The 16,619-nt window shown below is 70.2% G+C and carries 10 protein-coding genes and 3 pseudogenes; 7 read left to right on the top strand and 6 right to left on the bottom strand.

Going from position 1 to position 16,619, the window contains the following annotated elements:
- The first annotated feature begins 88 nt into the window (after positions 1–88).
- Together ABZT12_RS29530 and ABZT12_RS29525 are read left to right on the top strand one after the other, a co-directional pair.
- Positions 89–1,321: a low temperature requirement protein A gene (locus ABZT12_RS29530; RefSeq protein WP_356390113.1), complete on the top strand. Its 1,233-nt coding sequence runs from the start codon at positions 89–91 to the stop codon at positions 1,319–1,321.
- Positions 1,322–1,783: 462 nt separating this feature from the next.
- Positions 1,784–2,122 (top strand): DUF4333 domain-containing protein, encoded by a 339-nt coding sequence (locus ABZT12_RS29525; protein WP_356390111.1) that lies wholly within the window; start codon positions 1,784–1,786, stop codon positions 2,120–2,122.
- Between the two features lie 79 nt (positions 2,123–2,201).
- Here ABZT12_RS29525 and ABZT12_RS29520 read toward each other — a convergent pair.
- Positions 2,202–2,366, bottom strand: a pseudogene (locus tag ABZT12_RS29520) (integrase core domain-containing protein); the annotation flags it as partial.
- Positions 2,360–2,542, bottom strand: a pseudogene (locus tag ABZT12_RS29515) (transposase); the annotation flags it as partial. The pseudogenes ABZT12_RS29520 and ABZT12_RS29515, both read right to left, overlap by 7 nt.
- Positions 2,543–2,623: 81 nt before the next feature.
- On the opposite strand from ABZT12_RS29515, the gene ABZT12_RS29510 reads away from it, so the two are divergent.
- The 5 genes and pseudogenes from ABZT12_RS29510 to ABZT12_RS29490 all read left to right on the top strand — a co-directional run bounded on the left by ABZT12_RS29510 (position 2,624) and on the right by ABZT12_RS29490 (position 8,731).
- Positions 2,624–3,450 (top strand): IS5 family transposase gene (locus ABZT12_RS29510; protein ID WP_356390157.1). Its coding sequence is split into 2 segments (ribosomal slippage): positions 2,624–2,966 and positions 2,966–3,450, totalling 828 coding nucleotides; the frame shifts between segments, so codons are not numbered across the junction.
- A pseudogene (locus ABZT12_RS29505) lies at positions 3,447–4,001 on the top strand (SDR family oxidoreductase); the annotation flags it as partial. The gene ABZT12_RS29510 and the pseudogene ABZT12_RS29505, both read left to right, overlap by 4 nt.
- Positions 4,002–4,311: 310 nt before the next feature.
- Positions 4,312–5,757, top strand: a complete 1,446-nt coding sequence (locus ABZT12_RS29500) for a PQQ-binding-like beta-propeller repeat protein (RefSeq protein ID WP_356390155.1) — start codon at positions 4,312–4,314, stop codon at positions 5,755–5,757.
- A gap of 143 nt (positions 5,758–5,900) precedes the next feature.
- Positions 5,901–6,404 carry a macro domain-containing protein gene (locus tag ABZT12_RS29495; protein ID WP_356390109.1) on the top strand — a complete coding sequence of 168 codons (504 nt, stop codon included), beginning with the start codon at positions 5,901–5,903 and terminating at the stop codon, positions 6,402–6,404.
- 167 nt (positions 6,405–6,571) lie between these two features.
- Positions 6,572–8,731: a tetratricopeptide repeat protein gene (locus tag ABZT12_RS29490; protein WP_356390107.1), complete on the top strand. Its 2,160-nt coding sequence runs from the start codon at positions 6,572–6,574 to the stop codon at positions 8,729–8,731.
- Between the two features lie 10 nt (positions 8,732–8,741).
- On the opposite strand, the gene ABZT12_RS29485 is transcribed toward ABZT12_RS29490, so the two are convergent.
- Genes ABZT12_RS29485 through ABZT12_RS29470 form a run of 4 tightly spaced genes read right to left on the bottom strand, consistent with a single transcriptional unit; the run spans position 8,742 to position 16,617 of the window.
- On the bottom strand, positions 8,742–11,837 hold the full coding sequence (locus tag ABZT12_RS29485; protein ID WP_356390105.1) for a TIR domain-containing protein: 3,096 nt from the start codon (positions 11,835–11,837) through the stop codon (positions 8,742–8,744).
- Positions 11,834–12,382, bottom strand: a complete 549-nt coding sequence (locus ABZT12_RS29480; protein ID WP_356390103.1) for a hypothetical protein — start codon at positions 12,380–12,382, stop codon at positions 11,834–11,836. Before ABZT12_RS29480 ends, ABZT12_RS29485 begins: the two co-directional genes overlap by 4 nt.
- Positions 12,375–14,057: a hypothetical protein gene (locus ABZT12_RS29475; RefSeq protein ID WP_356390101.1), complete on the bottom strand. Its 1,683-nt coding sequence runs from the start codon at positions 14,055–14,057 to the stop codon at positions 12,375–12,377. The genes ABZT12_RS29480 and ABZT12_RS29475 overlap by 8 nt, the downstream gene beginning before the upstream one ends.
- A complete protein-coding gene (locus tag ABZT12_RS29470) occupies positions 14,050–16,617 on the bottom strand; it encodes a hypothetical protein (RefSeq protein WP_356390099.1) in 2,568 nt (855 codons plus the stop codon). The genes ABZT12_RS29475 and ABZT12_RS29470 overlap by 8 nt, the downstream gene beginning before the upstream one ends.
- Between the last annotated feature and the right edge of the window lie 2 nt (positions 16,618–16,619).

The raw sequence follows: 16,619 nt of genomic DNA, 5'->3' as shown, positions 1-16,619 counted from the left end.
AAGCCCGTCGCGAAGCAACATCAACGCCCACTCAGAAACCGCCCCCGGGCCAGACGGTGAAGGTTGTTGCAGAACTATGCTGCGGTCCGTGACTGACCTGAATATTGCGAATGAACCTGTAGATACAAAAGTCGAACGGCATGCGAGCTGGGCCGAGCTGTTCTTCGACCTTGTGGCGGCGGCGGGTGTGGCAGCCCTGACGCATGCGCTCGGATCTGAACTGAACGGTGCGGGGCTTGGTATCTACGCGCTGTTGTACCTTACGTTTTGGTTGTCGTGGACGACGTTTATGCTGTACAGCAACGTCTCAGCAGCGCAAACCCGCGTGGTAAGGCTGATGGTTGGGATGTTTGGCCTCGGGGTGATGGCTGCGTCGGTGCCGGGGGTGGCGCACGCCGTGCTCGGGCACGGGCACGACCTTCGCCCGCTGTCTGTCTTTGCGATCGCGTACCTCGCGACGCGGATCTACGGCGCTCACTCGTGGCGCCGGGGCGAGGTCTTGCTGGACTTCCCAGTGGTGCAGTACTCGGTAGGGCTGCTTCCATGGTTCATATCGATATGGGTCGAGGAGCGGTGGAAGCTCACGCTTTGGGCGGTTGGGGTAGGCATGGATCTGCTGCTGATCCTGATCGTCTCCGGTAACAAGCTTTTCGAGCAGGCCCAAGCGCGATTCGCCGCGCAAGCCACTTCGCGGCGCCGGTTCGGTGGCCCCGGCGGAACGGGACCGGTCATTCAAGGGGTGTCGGTTGATTCGACTCACCTCTCCGAGCGGCTCGGACTCTTCGTGATCATTGTGCTCGGCGAATCGGTGGTGCAGGTCGTGAACTCTGCGTCCGATGCCCATTACGCCATCGGCCTCTTGGCCACCGCACTCGCGTCGTTCGTGTTGCTGGCCGGCCTGTTCGGCCTTTCCGTCGTGTTCGGATACGCCGGCTTGCCGCACCTGCGCGCCGGCCGCATCTCCACTCGCGCCGCCCTGGGGCTGCACTGCCTGGTCACGGGGGTCGTTGCCACCCTGGGCGTGTCGCTCTCATCGGTGGTGAGCCACGGCGCCGATCCACTGTCTGGTCCCCATCGTTGGCTTCTGTGTGGTGCGGTGGCGGCCTATTTCACCCTCGGTGTGGTCACAGGCGTCGCCAGCAACAGTTCGGATGCGCAAAGGACGATCTCGCGGGTCATCACCGGTGTCGCAGTCCCCCTCCTGCTCGGCCTGCTCGCCTCCGCCGTCAGTAGCCGGACCCTGGTGGTTTGCCTGGCCCTGGTCGTCCTCGCCCACCTGTGGTTCGAACGGCAATCAGCACCTGCCGAGGGCCAGGTCTGATCAGGAGGATGTTCGACCGCGGCCCTGCACCCCGGATCACCCTGGATTCACGAACGAGGCACGGGAAGATTTCGCCCGCCTCGGTATGGACAGGGCCGCGTCGCCCCGCACCCGGTCGGGCGATGCGGCGCGTGACAGCGCTGGCGTCGGTTGCGCCATGGCGCTCTGGTGTCCCACGCAGAGCAGGTCGCCCAGGTGGTGTTCATGCAGGGTGAGTGTTGAACGGGAACGCGTATCCACGGAGGGCCTCCGTTGTGGTCATGACGGTTTCGTATTCGATGGGGGTCAGCCGGCCGAGGGATGCTTGTCGGCGGCGTCGGTGGTAGGTCCCCCTGATCCCGGTCGCGATCGCGATCCGGAGTCTCCGGCCGTTGTGCCGAGGCATTCCTGCAGGCGGCGCAGGAAACTTTGACGGGAACAGCCGGGAAGGGCCGGCCGTCACGGGAAATCAAGGAGCACCCAATGAAGCGCATCGCCATAGCCCTGGCCGTGGCCGTCGTGCTGGCTGCAGGCGTGGTGACGGCTTGGAACGTCTTCGATAACTCATCGGTCGCCACTGCGGGGGGAGCCGATCACACGGTTTCACGCGCGGACGTCGAGAAACTGGCCAAGGAGAACTACGGCATCCCGTTCGTGCAGGACGGCCCGCAGTCCGTGAGTTGCCCGGGCGGGCTGCAGGCGAAGGTGGACTACACCGTCACGTGCACCGCCGTCTTCAAGGGCCAGACGAAGACGATGCTGATCTCCGTTACTGGTGTGGACGGCGACAGGGTGAGCTTCGACTATGGCCTCTCAGAGTAGGGGGAGAGGCCATAGTCGGTATTTTGGACACGGGCTGTGCGGCTTGGGCCAGGGTAGTTGATGTTGTGTCGAGTGCTGTCTCGTAGGCCATGGGACTGCGTTGTCCGAGGCGGGAGTGGCGGCGTCGGGTGGTGTAGCGGTTGAGCCAGCGGAACGCGTCGAGACGGGCCTCGCGTTCGCTGGACCAGTGTTTTCGGCCCTGGAGCGTCTCGCGTTTGAACGTCGCGTTGAAGGACTCGGCGGCAACTGCCGCCAGGAGCACCCAGACGTGGCCACGAACACGATCGCGGTCAGGCACTCGCGGTCCCCGGCCCGCCGACGGCCTCCGCCCTGCGGACGCACCACCACCGTCTCCGGCACCACCCGCCGAAACAACTCCCACAACTCATCCGAGACCAGACGCTCAGCAAGACTCGTCATACCAACACAACGACATCACCCGCCAAAGGAAACGTCGTCTAAGACCGTGTCCTACATGGTCAGTTGACAGTTGTCCTGGTCATGGGGAGTGGACGGTGGGGATGGATCGTTCCGGACGGACTGTGGGAGATAGCGAGGCCGTTGTTGCCGCCGGCCCGTGTGCGTCCGCAAGGGGGCGGGGTCGCCAACATCGATGATGAGGCGGTCTTCGCCGCGATCATCTATGTGCTGGTCAGCGGTTGCGCTGGGCGGGCGTTGCCGCCGTGCTTCGGGGCGTCGAAGTCGACGGTCCATCGCCGGTTCGTCATCTGGTCGCGAGCCGGGGTGTGGGGGCGGCTGCATCAGAAGATTCTCCAGCTTCTGGACGAGCGGGACTTGGTCGACCTCTCCCGCGCGGTCCTTGACTCTGCCCATGTGAGGGCTAAAAAGGGGGCGAACTTGCAGGTCCGAGCCCCGTGGACCGGGGTAAGCCCGGTTCCAAGATGCATGTCCTGTCCGACGCGAACGGACTGCCTCTACGCATCGGAGTCTCCGCCGCCAACACCCACGACAGCCAGGCCCTGAAGCCGATGCTGTCCCATTTCCACATGGGACACGAATCCCACGCGACCGATTCCAAACCTCAACGCCTTCATGCTGACAAGGCGTACGACGTGCCTCACCTGCGGCGATGGCTATGGGGCAAACACATCGGCGTCCGCATCGCCCGCAAGGGCATCGAGTCCAGCGAGCGACTCGGCCGGCGCAGGTGGGTCATCGAACGCACCATGTCCTGGCTGACCGGCTACCACCGACTCAACCACCGCTACGAGCGACAACCAGGCAACTACCTGGCCTTTCTCGGACTAGCCGCAGCCCTCTGCTGCTACAAACGGCTCCGCAAACTGACCATGCAGGACACGGTCTAAGGGAGTCGTACGGCCAGGTGCACGGCCTGGTCAACAACGCGGGCATCACCTGGCGCGCCCGCGTGGGCGACGTACGCCCCGAGGACTTCGACCGTGTCCACGCGGTCAACGTCACGGGCCCACTGCTGGGCATCCAACATCTCACCCCGCTGATGCCGCCCGGCTCGTCCGTCGTGAACGTCGGTTCGTCGGCCGCGCTCACCGGTCATTACCCGGTGGCGTACACAGCCAGCAAGTGGGCGTTGCGCGGCCTGTCGAAGGCGGCGGCCACGGAGTTGGGGCCGCGCGGCATCCGCGTGAACACCGTCCACCCCGGCTTCATCGAGACCGAGATGACCGCCTCCGCCACGCCCGCCTTCCGCGAGGCCAACCTCCGCGAGACCCCGCTCGGCCGCACCGGTACCGTGAACGAGGTCGCCCCGCTCGTGGTGTTCCTGCTCTCCGACGACGCGTCCTTCATCACCGGCGCCGAGATCCCCGTCGACGGTGGGCTGACCGCGCACGGCGGCGCCAAGTCCATCTCGGACGCCCTGCGTGAGGCGGCGTCATAGAACGCCCCGACGGCGGCCTCGGTGCGCCGTCGTCGTCCGGCGCTCGCTCGCGGCGTGTCTGCTGGAACCGCCAGGAGCGACGCCCACTCTGCCGGACGCGCACGTCCGTGCACGCACCGGGGCACGCGTACAGCGCAGTCGTCGGACTCACGATGCCGGCGCGCTCCGGAGCGGCCGTACGAAGGTTAAGATCGATCGCCGCATCTCCGGTGGGGGACATGGCAGTTGGCGCCTGGGGGGCGACGTGGTAGAGGACAGCAGGCCTGCGCGCAGGACACGGGGAGCCATAGCCGGGAGGGCATTGCTTGTCGTGCCGGCCGGGCTGGTCGTCGGACTCGCGGTGGCCTTCCACTGGTTCGGCTGGACCTCGGTACCGGGCAACGAGTGCGGCGACGGTTTCACCCCCTGCCCCGACGGCACCGTCCCCACCATCCTGCTGGCGTTCCTGTGCACCTTCGCGGGGATGGCCCTCGTCAGCTGGCGAGTCGCCGAACTGATCAAGGTCAGGCCCGGCAAGGCGCTGCCCGTCGTGCTCGTCGTGACGGGCATGCTCCTCGCCCTCTGGCCAGGGTGGCTGGCGTACGCGTGGATGCGCGGCCCCGTCCTCGACCGGGCCTGGGACACGCCGGTCGACCGGCCGAGCAACGTCAGGGGCGTGGGCAACTGGACCCTCGACGGCGCCGTCGTCCGTGCCCGCACCGACGGTCTGACCAGCTACGACCTCGCCGACGGGCACGAGCACTGGAACCTGGACGCGCCCACGCGCGGATCGGCGTGCGCGATGAGCGACACCGTGGTCGACGGCACCGGAGTGATCGCCTTCGGCCGCGAGGGCCAGCCGTGCGACACAGTGTGGGGGGTGGACACCAGGAGCGGCCGCAAGCTCTGGGAGCGGAAAATCACGGGCGGCGCGGCGTTCGGGGCCGCCACCGACGGCAGAGTGGTCGCGGACAGCGGCGTCGCCGTCGCCCTGGAGGACACCGCCGTACGGGGCTTCGTCCTGCGCACTGGCGTTCCGCGCTGGAAGCTGACCCTCGGCGAGGGCTGCTCGCCGGTCGTCGCCTCAGCGGCGGCTGGGCGTACCCGGGTGGTCGTCCAGTGCGTGAGCGGCGACTCCGCGTTCCGCTCGCTGAAACTGGTTTCGCTCGACACCTCGACCGGCACACACGTACGCCGTACCGCGCTGCCGGCGGAGAGCCGCTGGGAGGCGCTCATGGTCGTGTCCGCCCGGCCGTTCGTGCTCTGGCTCAAGGAGAAGGACGACCGCGGTACCGACGCCCTGCTCGCCTTCGACGACCAGGACCGCCCGCGCGGTTCCGTGAAGGTCTCGAGCGGCGAGGAGGACCTGCGCATGACCGTGGACGCCGGACAGGGTTTCGACGCCCGGCCCGCGCTCCGCGCCGCCGTCGTCGGAGACGTTCTGGTGACCGCGGTGACGAAGCCGGGCGAGTCCGTCCCCGGTGCCGTGTCCGGATACGAGCTCGGCAGCGGACGACGCCTGTGGCACGCCGGTGCGGGCGGGCAGGTCACGGCCCTCACGCGGCTACCCGGGAACCGGCTCGCCGTCCTCGCGGGCGGGCGGATCGACTCCCTCGACGTGCGCACCGGACACCTCGCCGAAGGACCGCTGATCCGTGAGGGCCTCGACGACGTCGCCGAGGCCGCTCAACTCGTGCCCGGCCACGACGGCGGCTGGCTCCTCGTGAACCCCGACGGAACCGGAGTCACACCACCCCTCCTCAGGGTAAGCCGCTGACCCTCGCTCGCGGCAGCCGCACTGTCCCGTATGACGGAGGTGGTCTGCTGCCCCTTGAAAAGAGTCCATCCTGGTTTCTGGCTGCCGTGGCGAGAGCGGGGCGACTGTCGCTGTTCGTTGTGCGCTGGTGGCATCATCACGGCATGGCTGTGATCGAGGTCGTTCAGGGTGACATCACACTCCAGGAGACGGACGTGATCGTCACCGCGGCGAACGAGTCGCTCATGGGCGGTGGCGGTGTGGACGGCGCTGTTCACCGAGCGGCGGGGCGACGCCTGGCAGACGCGGGTGCGGCAATCGGTCCCTGCGAGCCGGGAGACGCGATGGCGACGCCGGCCTTCGACCTCGATCCGCCGGTGCAGTACGTGATCCATACCGTTGGTCCGGTCTGGGAGGGCGGCGACCACGCCGAGGCCGAGGTGCTGGCCTCTTGCTACCGCCGTTGCCTTGAGATCGCGGACGAACTGGGCGCCAGGAGCATCGCGTTCCCCGCGATCGCCACCGGCGTCTACGGGTTCCCGGCTGAGAAGGCATCGCAGATCGCTGTCGCCACCCTTATGTCCTCATCGACCCGCGTCGAGCAGATCAAGCTCGTGGCCTATGACCAGCGGGCGTACGACCTGCTGGTCGCCGCACTCGCTCTCTAGGACCAGTTGCCGGCCTGCGCGGCAATGTTCGTCGGCCGACGGGACCGTCGGACTGGCGATCCCGGTCCCGGGGTATGTCTGGGTAGGCCCGTCCATGCCCGTCCGGAGCCGCTGGAGCGAGGTTCCCGGGAGTGGACCGAGCCGCCGGCACCGTGGGAGGGGAACCAATGGCGCGCGACGACAGGGCGGGTCCGTATCTGCCCGGTGTGGAGAACCGGCTCGACGGACGGGCAGGCACCGTCGTACAGACGGGTGTGATCCGTGGCGACGTGCACATCCATGCCACCGAGCGCACCGCCGCTCCGGTACCCCGTCAACTCCCCATGGGGACACGGTGGTTCACGGGCCGGACGGTGGAGTCGGCATGGCTCGACGCCGTCGTGGCGGACGCTTCCCCACTGCCGTCCCTGGCCGTGGTGTCGGGCACCGCGGGCGTGGGCAAGACGGCGCTCATCGTCGCCTGGGCCCACCGGGTGGTCGACGCGTTCCCCGACGGCCAGTTGTACGTCGATCTGCGCGGATACGGTCCTGAACAACCGGTGCCGGCCCACGCGGCGTTGGCCGGGTTCCTCCGGGCGCTGGACGCGACGGGGTCCGAGAGCGACACGACGGTCGAGGACCGTGCGGCGCGCTACCGGACCGCGGTCAGCGGTCGCCGGCTGCTGATCGTGCTGGACAACGCGGCGTCCGAGGAGCAGGTGCGCCCCCTGCTGCCGGGGGCGTCCTCCTCGGTCGTGGTCGTCACCAGCCGCCAGCCACTGACGGGTCTGGCGGTGCAGTACGCGGCGAAACTCCTCTCCGTGGGCAGGCTGCCGGCCCACGACGCGGTCGAGTTGCTGGAGAGGAGCCTGGGCGAGCGGGTCTCCCGGGAGCGCGAGGCCGCGGCGTCGTTGGCGCGCCGGTGCATGGGCCTTCCCCTGGCCCTGCGGATCGCGGCGGAGCACGCCGCCGACCGGCCGACGCTCCCACTGACCGCGCTCGCCGCGGAACTCGACGACGAACGGACCCGACTGGACGTGCTCGACTCCGGTGACGACCCACGCTCCGCCGTGCGGACGGTCTTCTCCTGGTCCTATCACCGGCTGGGGGACGCGGCCGGTGGGCTCTTCCGCGCGCTGGGACTCCATCCCGGGTACGGCGTCGACGCGTACGCCGCGGCGGCCCTCATGGGCATCGGCGCGGACACCGGCCACGGCGCGGGCACCGGCCACCGGACCGCCGTAGCCCTGCTAAGACGGCTGGCGCGGGCCCAGCTGATCACGGAGTCCGCTCCCGGCCGTTTCGACATCCATGACCTGCTGCGCGTCTACGCCCGCGAACTCGGCGAGGCCCTCGACGACGACACCGCCCGGCAGGCCTCGCTGTGCCGTCTGTTCGACTACTACCTGCACACCGCCGACCGGGCCGACCGCGTCCTCAACAGGCATCGGTACCGGATGCCACTCGACGGCGCGCCCTCACCGGGACCCCGGATCGACGACTACGGCGCCGCGTTGAGCTGGCTCGACGAGGAGCGGCGCAACCTGGTGGCCCTGTGCCGCCTGGACCGACCGGAGTTGGACGGACGGCGCTGGCAGCTGGCCTATGTTCTGCGCGGCTACTTCTTCCTGACGAAGCGCTGGGACGACTGGATCGAGACGCACTCGCTCGCCCTGGCCGCCTGCCGGCGTTCCGGGGACCGGGGCGCGGAGGCCACCACCCACACCAACCTCGGACGAGCGATGCTGGAGAGAGGTCGGCACGACGAGGCGGCCGAGCACTACGCGTGCGCCCTACGACTCTATGAGGAAGTGGGAGACCGGCACGGGCTCAACGACATGCTGGCCAACCGGGCCGTCATGCTGCGGGGGCAGGGGAAGTACGCGGAAGCCCTGCGGGACAACCACCGGGCGCTGAACTTCTACCGGCGGCAGGCGGCCGCCCGGAAGGTCGCCATCACCTTACGGGCCATCGCACTCAACGAGTTGGGACTGGGCCGCTTCGCCGACGCCGTGCGCCATGTCGAGGAGGCACTGGACGGCTTCCTCGCTCTGGACCTCCACCAGGAGGCGGCCAAGGGTTTCAGCACTCTGGGTCTTGTCCTGCACCGGGTGGGCGAGGACGACCGGGCTCAGGAGGCATATCTACGGGCACTCGACGTCGCCCGACGCTGCGGCAGCACTTACGAGGAGGCCCGGGCGCTGCACCGGCTCGGTGCCGTGGCCGCCGCCCACCACGACACCGAGGCGGCACGCTGTCACTGGACGCAGGCCCTGGCCCTGTACGAAGGGCTCGGGACCGCGAAGGCCGACCGGGTCGTGGCGGACCTGGCGACGTTGGACCGGTAAGGGGGACCGTTCACTCAGTGGACTCCTCGGGCTGGTCGGACTCGTCGTCGGCGTCCTCGATCCGGCCGTGGATCCACTGGTGCAGCGCCTCGGAGATCCGCACGGCGTCGGGGTCGACGGCTCCGGGGGACATCGCGTGTTCGACCAGTCCGTCATGGGCGTCGTCGATCAGCACCTGTGCCACATCCAGCTGTCCGTCCAACTGATTCGCGGCGGCGAGCGCGTGCGCGAGCAGACAGGTCGCCAGCAGCGCCCGCGGATGATCGGGCCCGTGGCTCGCCGTCTCCGCCTCCTGCAGCGCTACGGCCCGTTCGAGCGCCTCCGCCAGCAGGTCGACGTGATCCCCCTCCAGCCTGACCCCCTCGGGGCCGGTTCCTGGCGGTGGTTGGCTCGGCATCGGTCGGTCCGCGGCTGTCGCGTCGTGGCCGGCGCAGCGGGACAGCCCATGTCCCAAAACGTTCAGCAGGGTCGCCACAGTGCCGGGATGCCCGGCGCCCTGCACATCGAGCCGTTGCGCGTAGACGGCCACATACGGGTTCCCGCTCCCGGCGACGCCGCTCTGTTCCGACGCGATGATCGTGTTCTCCCGGGCGTCGAGGGTGTCCGGGTGGTGTTCCCCCAGCACCGCTCGCCGCCCCTCCCACACCGTGCGGAAGGCGTCGCGTGCCTCGTCCTCCTCCCCCACCGCGAGAAGGTTCTTCCCGAGGGTGTTGATGATGTCGAGCGCGCCCAGTGTCTCCCAGGACTTCGGCCCCTTGGCCTTCGCGGCGCGCCGCCACAGGACGTGGGCCCCACGGGCGAGCCGGACGGCGGTCAGCCGCATCCGGCGGCGTGTCGCGTCGGTGTCGCCGCACCTTCCGACGGCGATGACCAGGTTCCCCAGTACGCGCAGTGTGTCGGCGTCCGTCGGTCCTGTCCCGTCGCGCAGCGCCCGGTAGACCTCGGTGTGCAGCAGCCGCGACGCCTCGTGCTCGCCGAGGGCGCCGAGGGTGTTCGCCAGGTTGTCCTGAGCGGTGAGGGTCTCGCGCGCCGCGGGCCCGAGCAGGGCCCGCATCCGGGGTACGACGTCCTCCTGGAGACTCCGCGCTGCCGAGAACTGCCCGTACCGGAAGTGGGCCGTGGCGAGATGGAGTTCGACGACGAGCCGGGTGTACTCGTCGCACTCCGGTGCTTCCTCGCAGGCCTCGGCCAGCGGGGCGTAGAGCCGCAACGAGGCTTCTCCGTCGCCCAGTTGCTCATACGCCCGACCGGCCTCGTCGAGCAGATACCTCTCGTCGGCGCCGATACTCCACTGGTCCGTGCCCGCCAGCAGTCCCGTCACCGCTCGTACGTGCGGCAGACTGCGCGCGACCGCGCGGTGGGTGAACGAGTGCCGTGTGGCACTGAGGGCCTCCGTCAGGGCGACCACGGCCGCGTCGCGGAGCTTTCGCCGTGTCGGCGGTGGATTCAGTACACGGGTCGCGCGGGCGACCAGCGGGTGCACCGCGCAGGCACGGGAGTTGGGTGTGTCGTCCGGACCGTCCGTCAGTTGCGTCAGATCCGTCGATGGCGTCGATTCCGTCGACGCCGTCGACGCCGTCGATGCCGTCGATGCCGTCAGTTCCGTCAGTTCCGTCAGTTCTGCCAGTCCGTGGCGCACCGCGTGTGCGAGGCCGTCCGCCACGCGCGCCGGTCCGCCGGGAGCGCCGGACCCGGCGATGATCTCGTCGAGCAGCGTGAGCGGCACCGGTTCGGCCGCCAGGACACCGGCGGCGGACAGCACGTCGCGGCCCGCGTCGGTGAGCCCCCGGAAACTGCGCAGCATGGTCGCCGCGAACGGCCGCGCGTACCCGGCGGGGAGTTCCGCCCTCAGGTACTGGACGAGCTCCAGCAGGTCGTCCGCCGGATCCGGCGTCGCGAGCTGTCGGTACAGCTCGGCGTATCCCTCGAAGTCGTCCTGGGTCGTCAGCCCCGCCGCCAGGGTCAGGCCGAGTGGGTGGCCGTGCAGGAGTTCGGTCAGGAGCCTCGCGGCCCTCGTCTCCGTACGTGCCGTCGGCGGACGGTGACCGGTCAGCAGGGACAGTCCGTCGTACGGATCGAGGCCGCCGAGCACGATCTCCGCCGACACCCCCTTCGTGAACCGTCCGCGGGTGGTCAGCAGGGTCCTGCCGTTCCCGGTCGGCGCGCACAACTCGGGAAGCAGTTCCGCGTCGAAGCCGGAGGGGATGTCGTCCACGATCCACAGGTACGGCTGTGCGAGGTTCTTCAACCTGGTGCGCAGCGCCTCGGGGAGACGGTCCGACTTCCGTTCGTCGGCGGTCAGCCCGAGCCTGAGCCCGATGGCACGTAGCCCTTCCGCGAACTGGGCGCGCACCGCGTCCGGCGAGGCCCGGACGCGCCGGTCGCTGCCGGAGAGCCGGACGAGGAACACACCGCCAGGGTGGTCCAGGCCGAACAGCCGGGCGTACTGGGCGCACAGCGCGGTCTTGCCCTGGCCGCCCACACCGCTCACCGACACCACGGGATGTCCCATGTTCCGGGCCTTGTCCATGGCCCGCAGCCCCTCATGGATCTCCCACAGTTCGGCATGCCGGCCGTGGAAGTGGCGACCTCCCGGCAAATGTCCGGGGAGCCACTCGGGGGACGACGGCAGGGGGGCGTCACCGAAGGTGCGGTCGTCCTCGGCCGCCAGCGCGCGCACCCGTTCGGCGATGCCGACGGCCAGTTCCCGGGCGCTCCTGCCCTGGAGCGGGATGCGGTACCGGCTGAGCTCGCTGGGCCGGATGTCGTCCGGCCGCACCCCGGACGTCACGGCCATGACCCGGTCCGTGCGCCCCAGTTGGAAGGCGCGGTCCAGCGCGAGGTGCACTTCCTGCCGGCAGTGCGGGCTGCGCGGAAAGCCCGGGCTGACCAACGGGAGCAGCGTGCGCGACGAGAGGAGCGCTGCCCGGATCGCGGGGGCCATCTCGTCCCAGTCGTTCATGCTCGGTTCGTCCTGGAAGACGTGCAGACCGGCCTCGGTCAGCGCCTGGTGGAGCTCGTCGGCCAACTGCTTGGAGTCGTCCCAGGCGTAACAGATGAAGACGTCGTACGGCGGTTCGCCGACGTCCGGCGACGAGAGGGTCATGGCGCGGGGCGGGGCGGGCCGGTGAACCGGATCGAGCCGCCGACGGACAGGGACAGCACCTCGGCGGCGGTCGCGACCGCGGTGGCGAACTCGGCGTAGTCGCCGGGGTGGACGTCATGGGCCAGGTGGTCCGGCAGCGGGCTCGCGTCGTGCCGTTCGAGGACGAAGCACAGGCCGGTCGACGCGCTGCCGCTGATCGATCGGACGGTGAGCACGCCGGCGAGGACGCGGGCCACCCAGGCGGTGCTGCGGGGAAGTCCGATGGCGTCCACCAGCGCGGCCGCCGTCACCGCGAGGAGCAGTCGGCGCCGGTTCTCGCTCCCGGACGTGTCGATCCACCAGTTCTGGCCGTGGATCTCGAAGTAGCCCGGGGGCCCGGTGCGTTCGTCGTCCCAGGACAGGGCGCAGACCTGGGTGGCGGCGTCGATGAACTCGTCCGGGTCGAGGCCGCTGACGGTTCGCCCGACCGCTTCCAGCTCGGCGCGCCGCAGCAGTTGCGCGTCGACGTCCGCACCCTTGAGGACCGGGTCGAGCGGATCAGACATGGAGGCTCCCCAGCGCGTCGAAGCTCACGAACGATTCAGTGGCGAGCAGGTGGCCGATCACCGCCGTTGCGGCGTCACGAACCGGCTCGAACGGTGCGAGGTCGCTGCTCAGCCGGGGGCCGAGCCACCTGCCCAGGTACTCGACCATGAGCGCCACGGTGACGTCCTCGGCCAGCACCAGCCACCAGGCGGTGCCCGCGGTGAACAGAAGTGCGGCGCGGCGGCGGCCCGTCTCCTCCACGGTGATCGTGAGGGCGTTGACCTGTCTGTCGTCTCTCACCCAGGCCGGGACGAACCGGTCGGGCTCCACGTCGGCCAGCACGAACAGCGGCCCGAGGGCGCCGAGCGGCTCCAGCCAGCGCCGCGTCCAAGCGGTGCCGACCAGACAGCTCGCGCTCACACAGGCGGCGAGCGGGCCGCGGTCACCCCAGCGCGCGACCAGTGCGGGCAGCGCGTCCGGCTCCGGCACGACCGCGTGTCCGACGACCTTGTCCGGATGTGCGGCGTCGTCTGTGTCGCCTTCCGTGTCGTGTTCTGTGTGGTCGTCTGTGTGGTCGACGACAGCGCGTACGGCGACCAGGGGCTCCCCCGAGGGATCCGGCATGGTGTCGGCCGGCCACCGGTAGAGAGCCGCGAGCCGCCGGACCGGTCGGGCGTCCACGATCAGCGCCGGCCGGTCGCCGGGCACGGGCCGCCGCGCGAGTACGTCCACCAGGTCGGCCGGAGTCCGGTCCAGCAGCCGCGCCCGGTGCCGGTCTCCCGCGGCGAGGTCGTGCCGTACCTGTTGGAGCACCGAACTGGCCACGGCGGCGTCGTCCTGCCGTTGTTCGTCGCTCATCGGAACGCGCAGCCCGATGTCGCCGTGGACCGCCTCGACCGAGCTGATCAGTGCCTGGGAGCTCTCCCGATGGCCGTTCAGGTCCAGCGTGCGGGCCCCCGTCGAGCCGATCAGGGACCGCAGATGTTCGTACGCCGCTTCTTCCCAGGCGTCCCACGCCGCATCGTGGACGCTTGCCGTCGACTCGTACAGGTCGCCGTCGGGCCCGTCGGCGGCGAGCGCGGCGGGGCCGAAGCGCTCGGCAAGCATGCGGTCGGCGGCCCCGGCCGCGGCGGCGAGGGCGGCCGGGCCCTGGCGGACGAACCATCTCCAGCGGCTGTCGGGCCGGTCCGCGTCGGGCACGTCGGCGAGGCGGAACGCTTCGAGACCGACCTCGTCGACGGTGTCGAGGACCGGGGTCTGCATGCACAGCCGTGCCAGGGCGCTCACCGCCAGTTGCTTGCGACCGGGCCCCGGAATCTCCCGGACCAGCCGCGCGGCCGTGTCGTACAGCCCCACGTAGTCGGGATAGGCGGCGAGCACGCCGTCCAGGACGCCGTGCCGGGCGGCGGCGAGCCGCACGCTCGCGAACGTGGCCAGCGATTCGTGGGTGGTGCGGCAGGCGTCCAGCAGGTGGCCGAAGGCCTGGCCCGCGGCGACGGGGAGGCGTGCGTAGACGTGTAACGCGCTGCCCCAGGCGGTGACGTCGTTCAGCGTCGCGTGATGCACCTCGTGCAGGTAGACCACGTGGTCGGTGGACTGCTCGACGCCCTGGAGCCGCAGGGTGTACGCGTGCGGGGTGTAGCGGCCGGTGCTGCCCAGCCCCTCGAAGCACAGCCGGGCCAGATGGTCAGTCATCGTCGTCCGCCTTCCGACGGTCGAGGTGGGCGCGGACACGGTCAAGCGGCTCGTCGTAGTGCCCCGGCCGACGCACGGACAGAGCATCGTAGATCGAGAGCGACTCGTCCCACAGTTGTCTCGCCTGCGCCCCTTTTGGCTCGTTCTCGGTGAGGAGTAGACCGAGATTGAACAGCGTGCCCGCCAACTGTGATCGGTAGGCGTCCGGTCGGGCGGCGGCCAACGCGCGGCGCAGGGCGACGGTTTGGCGACCGAGCCGTTCGGCCTCTTCGGGGTTGCCCGTCAGATGGGTGACGATCGACAGGTTGTCCAGGACGTCCGCGTACAGCGACCGGAAGCGCGTCGGCCGCTCCGTGTGCAGGGGCTCGACGAGCCGGCGGGCCTCGGTCGCGGCCGTGCGGGCCGCCTGCATCGCGCGGACCCGGCGGAGCCGGATCGACTGGTTGTGCAGGGCCGTTGCCAGCGCCGCGTCGTGCCGGTCCCCGCCCGGCAGAGCGCGGTACCGGGCGACGGCCGTCTCACCGACTGCGACAGCCTCGTCCCTGGACGACTGATCGAGGTCGAGCGCCAGCGCCAACGCGGCGTGCGCCTCGGCGAGTTCGGCGTCGACCGAGCCCGGGGTCGAGCCCACGGCCAGGGACTCCACCTGTGCCGACTCCTTGACCGTCAGCGCGGTCAGGGCTCTTACGGCCGAACGAGCCGCTTCCACGGCGTCCGAGGGACGCTGCCCGAGGTAGGTCAGCCGCACCGAGAGCCGACGGGCCAGCCGGGCCGTGGTGATGTCACTCGCATCGGCGTCTCGTACGCCGAGGGCGCGTTCGGTCGCGTCCACGGCGAACCGGGCCAGGGCGTCGCTGCGCAGGGGCAACGCCTCGACCACGGCGGGGAGTTCGCCCTGAGCGGTGCGGCTCAGGGCGCCGGACATGGCCGAGACCAGGAGTTGGGGTTGCGGTACGGAGGGCAGCACCGTCAGCGCCAGGGGCAGCAGTCGGCCCGGAGCCGCGGCGAGGAAGTCCTCGACGGGATCACCGAGTTGAGGATGACGCTCCAGACACCGGCCCAGGTTCCGCAGGGCCCGCCGCGCCTGCTCGTCGGAGACACCGTCCAGGACGTCCGCGAGCCGGTAGCCGGAGTTCAGGAACTCTGCCACGAACTCCTGCGCCAACTGCTCCGGTTGCAGCGGATTCAGCGGAGCCGGCCCAGGCAGCACGGTGCGCAGGAGGTCGCGGCAGGAGTCGATGGCATGCAGCGGTCCGCCCCGGAACGCCCGCAGGGAGGTCAGCAGGCCATCCGCCTCCGGCTCGGAGTCCGCACCGAACAGGGTCACCGTCGCCATGACCTCCGTCAGGACGCGATCGCTCGACACCGGCAGCCCGAACGCCGTTCCCGCCTTGCGCCAGTAGGCCCGCTCCGACCCCAGAATCCGTCGCAGGGGCCGGTCCAACGGCGCGTCAGGGGACAGGACATGAGTGAGGGCGGCGGCCTGCAGTTCGAGCAGGGTGGGTGTCTCCGGCCGATCGGAGGGGAGGGACGGGAGGGGCAGTCCGAGATGCCGGGCGAACGCGCCGCACGCCGTGGCGAAGTCCTCCTCGGCCGGCCGCAGCGGTGCCAGCGACAGCGGCACGATGCTGTCCACGAGGTCCGCGACCGCGTCGTCGGCGTCGTCGCGCAGGTCGTTCAGCCAGTCGCCGCCGGTGCGCGCCAACAGCAGCAGCCGGGCCGGGGCTTCGGGCGCGGCGGCGAGCGAGCGCAGCGCTGCGCGGACCTGTACCGGACGCGCCTCGGCGTCGTCGAGGACGACCAGGCAGGGACTGCCGATCTCTCCCAGCCGATCGAGGCACTCCGCCGGAGCGGTCACCGACAGCAGCCCGCCGGGCCGGCCCGACCCGCGCACCTGTGCGGCCAGCCGGAGCCCGAGCCGGGTCTTGCCCGCGCCCAGGCCACCCACGACCAGCTGGACCGGTGGCCCGGCCGGCGCCGAGCACCACTCGGCCAGGAGGTCGAGCTCGCCGCGGTGCCGGAACGGGAGGACCTGGTGCTCGGCGCGGAGCAGAGCGGGGCCGCCGACGTTCTTGGCCGGGGCCGGGTCCATGAGCGTCACCAGGACGAGTTCGGGTACCAGCCGCTCCACCTCACCGATCAGCCGCAGCAGATCGGTGTCGACGGTACGTGGACGCATCCGAAGGGCGATCTTCCGCGTCAGGTGCGCGATGTCGGCGGGCAGCTCGGCCGTCCTGGGCATCTCCGCCCCGTCCAGCAGCACGGGCAGCACCCGCTTGCCCTGCCCCAGCGCGCGGGCGATCTCCCACCGGACCCAGTCGCCGGGCTTCCGCAGCAGACGCAGGTCCTCGCCCACCCAGGGCCGGTCGATGAGGGCGATGAGCAGGTCGCACTCGTCGACCCGCCGGTCGATCTCGGTCGGGAAGTGGACGGCAGGCAGATTGGACCGACCGGCCTGGAACACGTTCTCCGGGCCGAACCGGCGGGAGAGTTCACGATCGACGAGCATCGGCGCGTACGACCGCTCGATGTTGCGGTAACTGAGGAAGATTCCCGGCATGA

Source organism: Streptomyces sp. NPDC005423 (genome assembly GCF_040606415.1).
Classification (GTDB): Bacteria; Actinomycetota; Actinomycetes; order Streptomycetales; family Streptomycetaceae; genus Streptomyces.
This window is presented reverse-complemented; position numbering and strand designations above follow the sequence as displayed.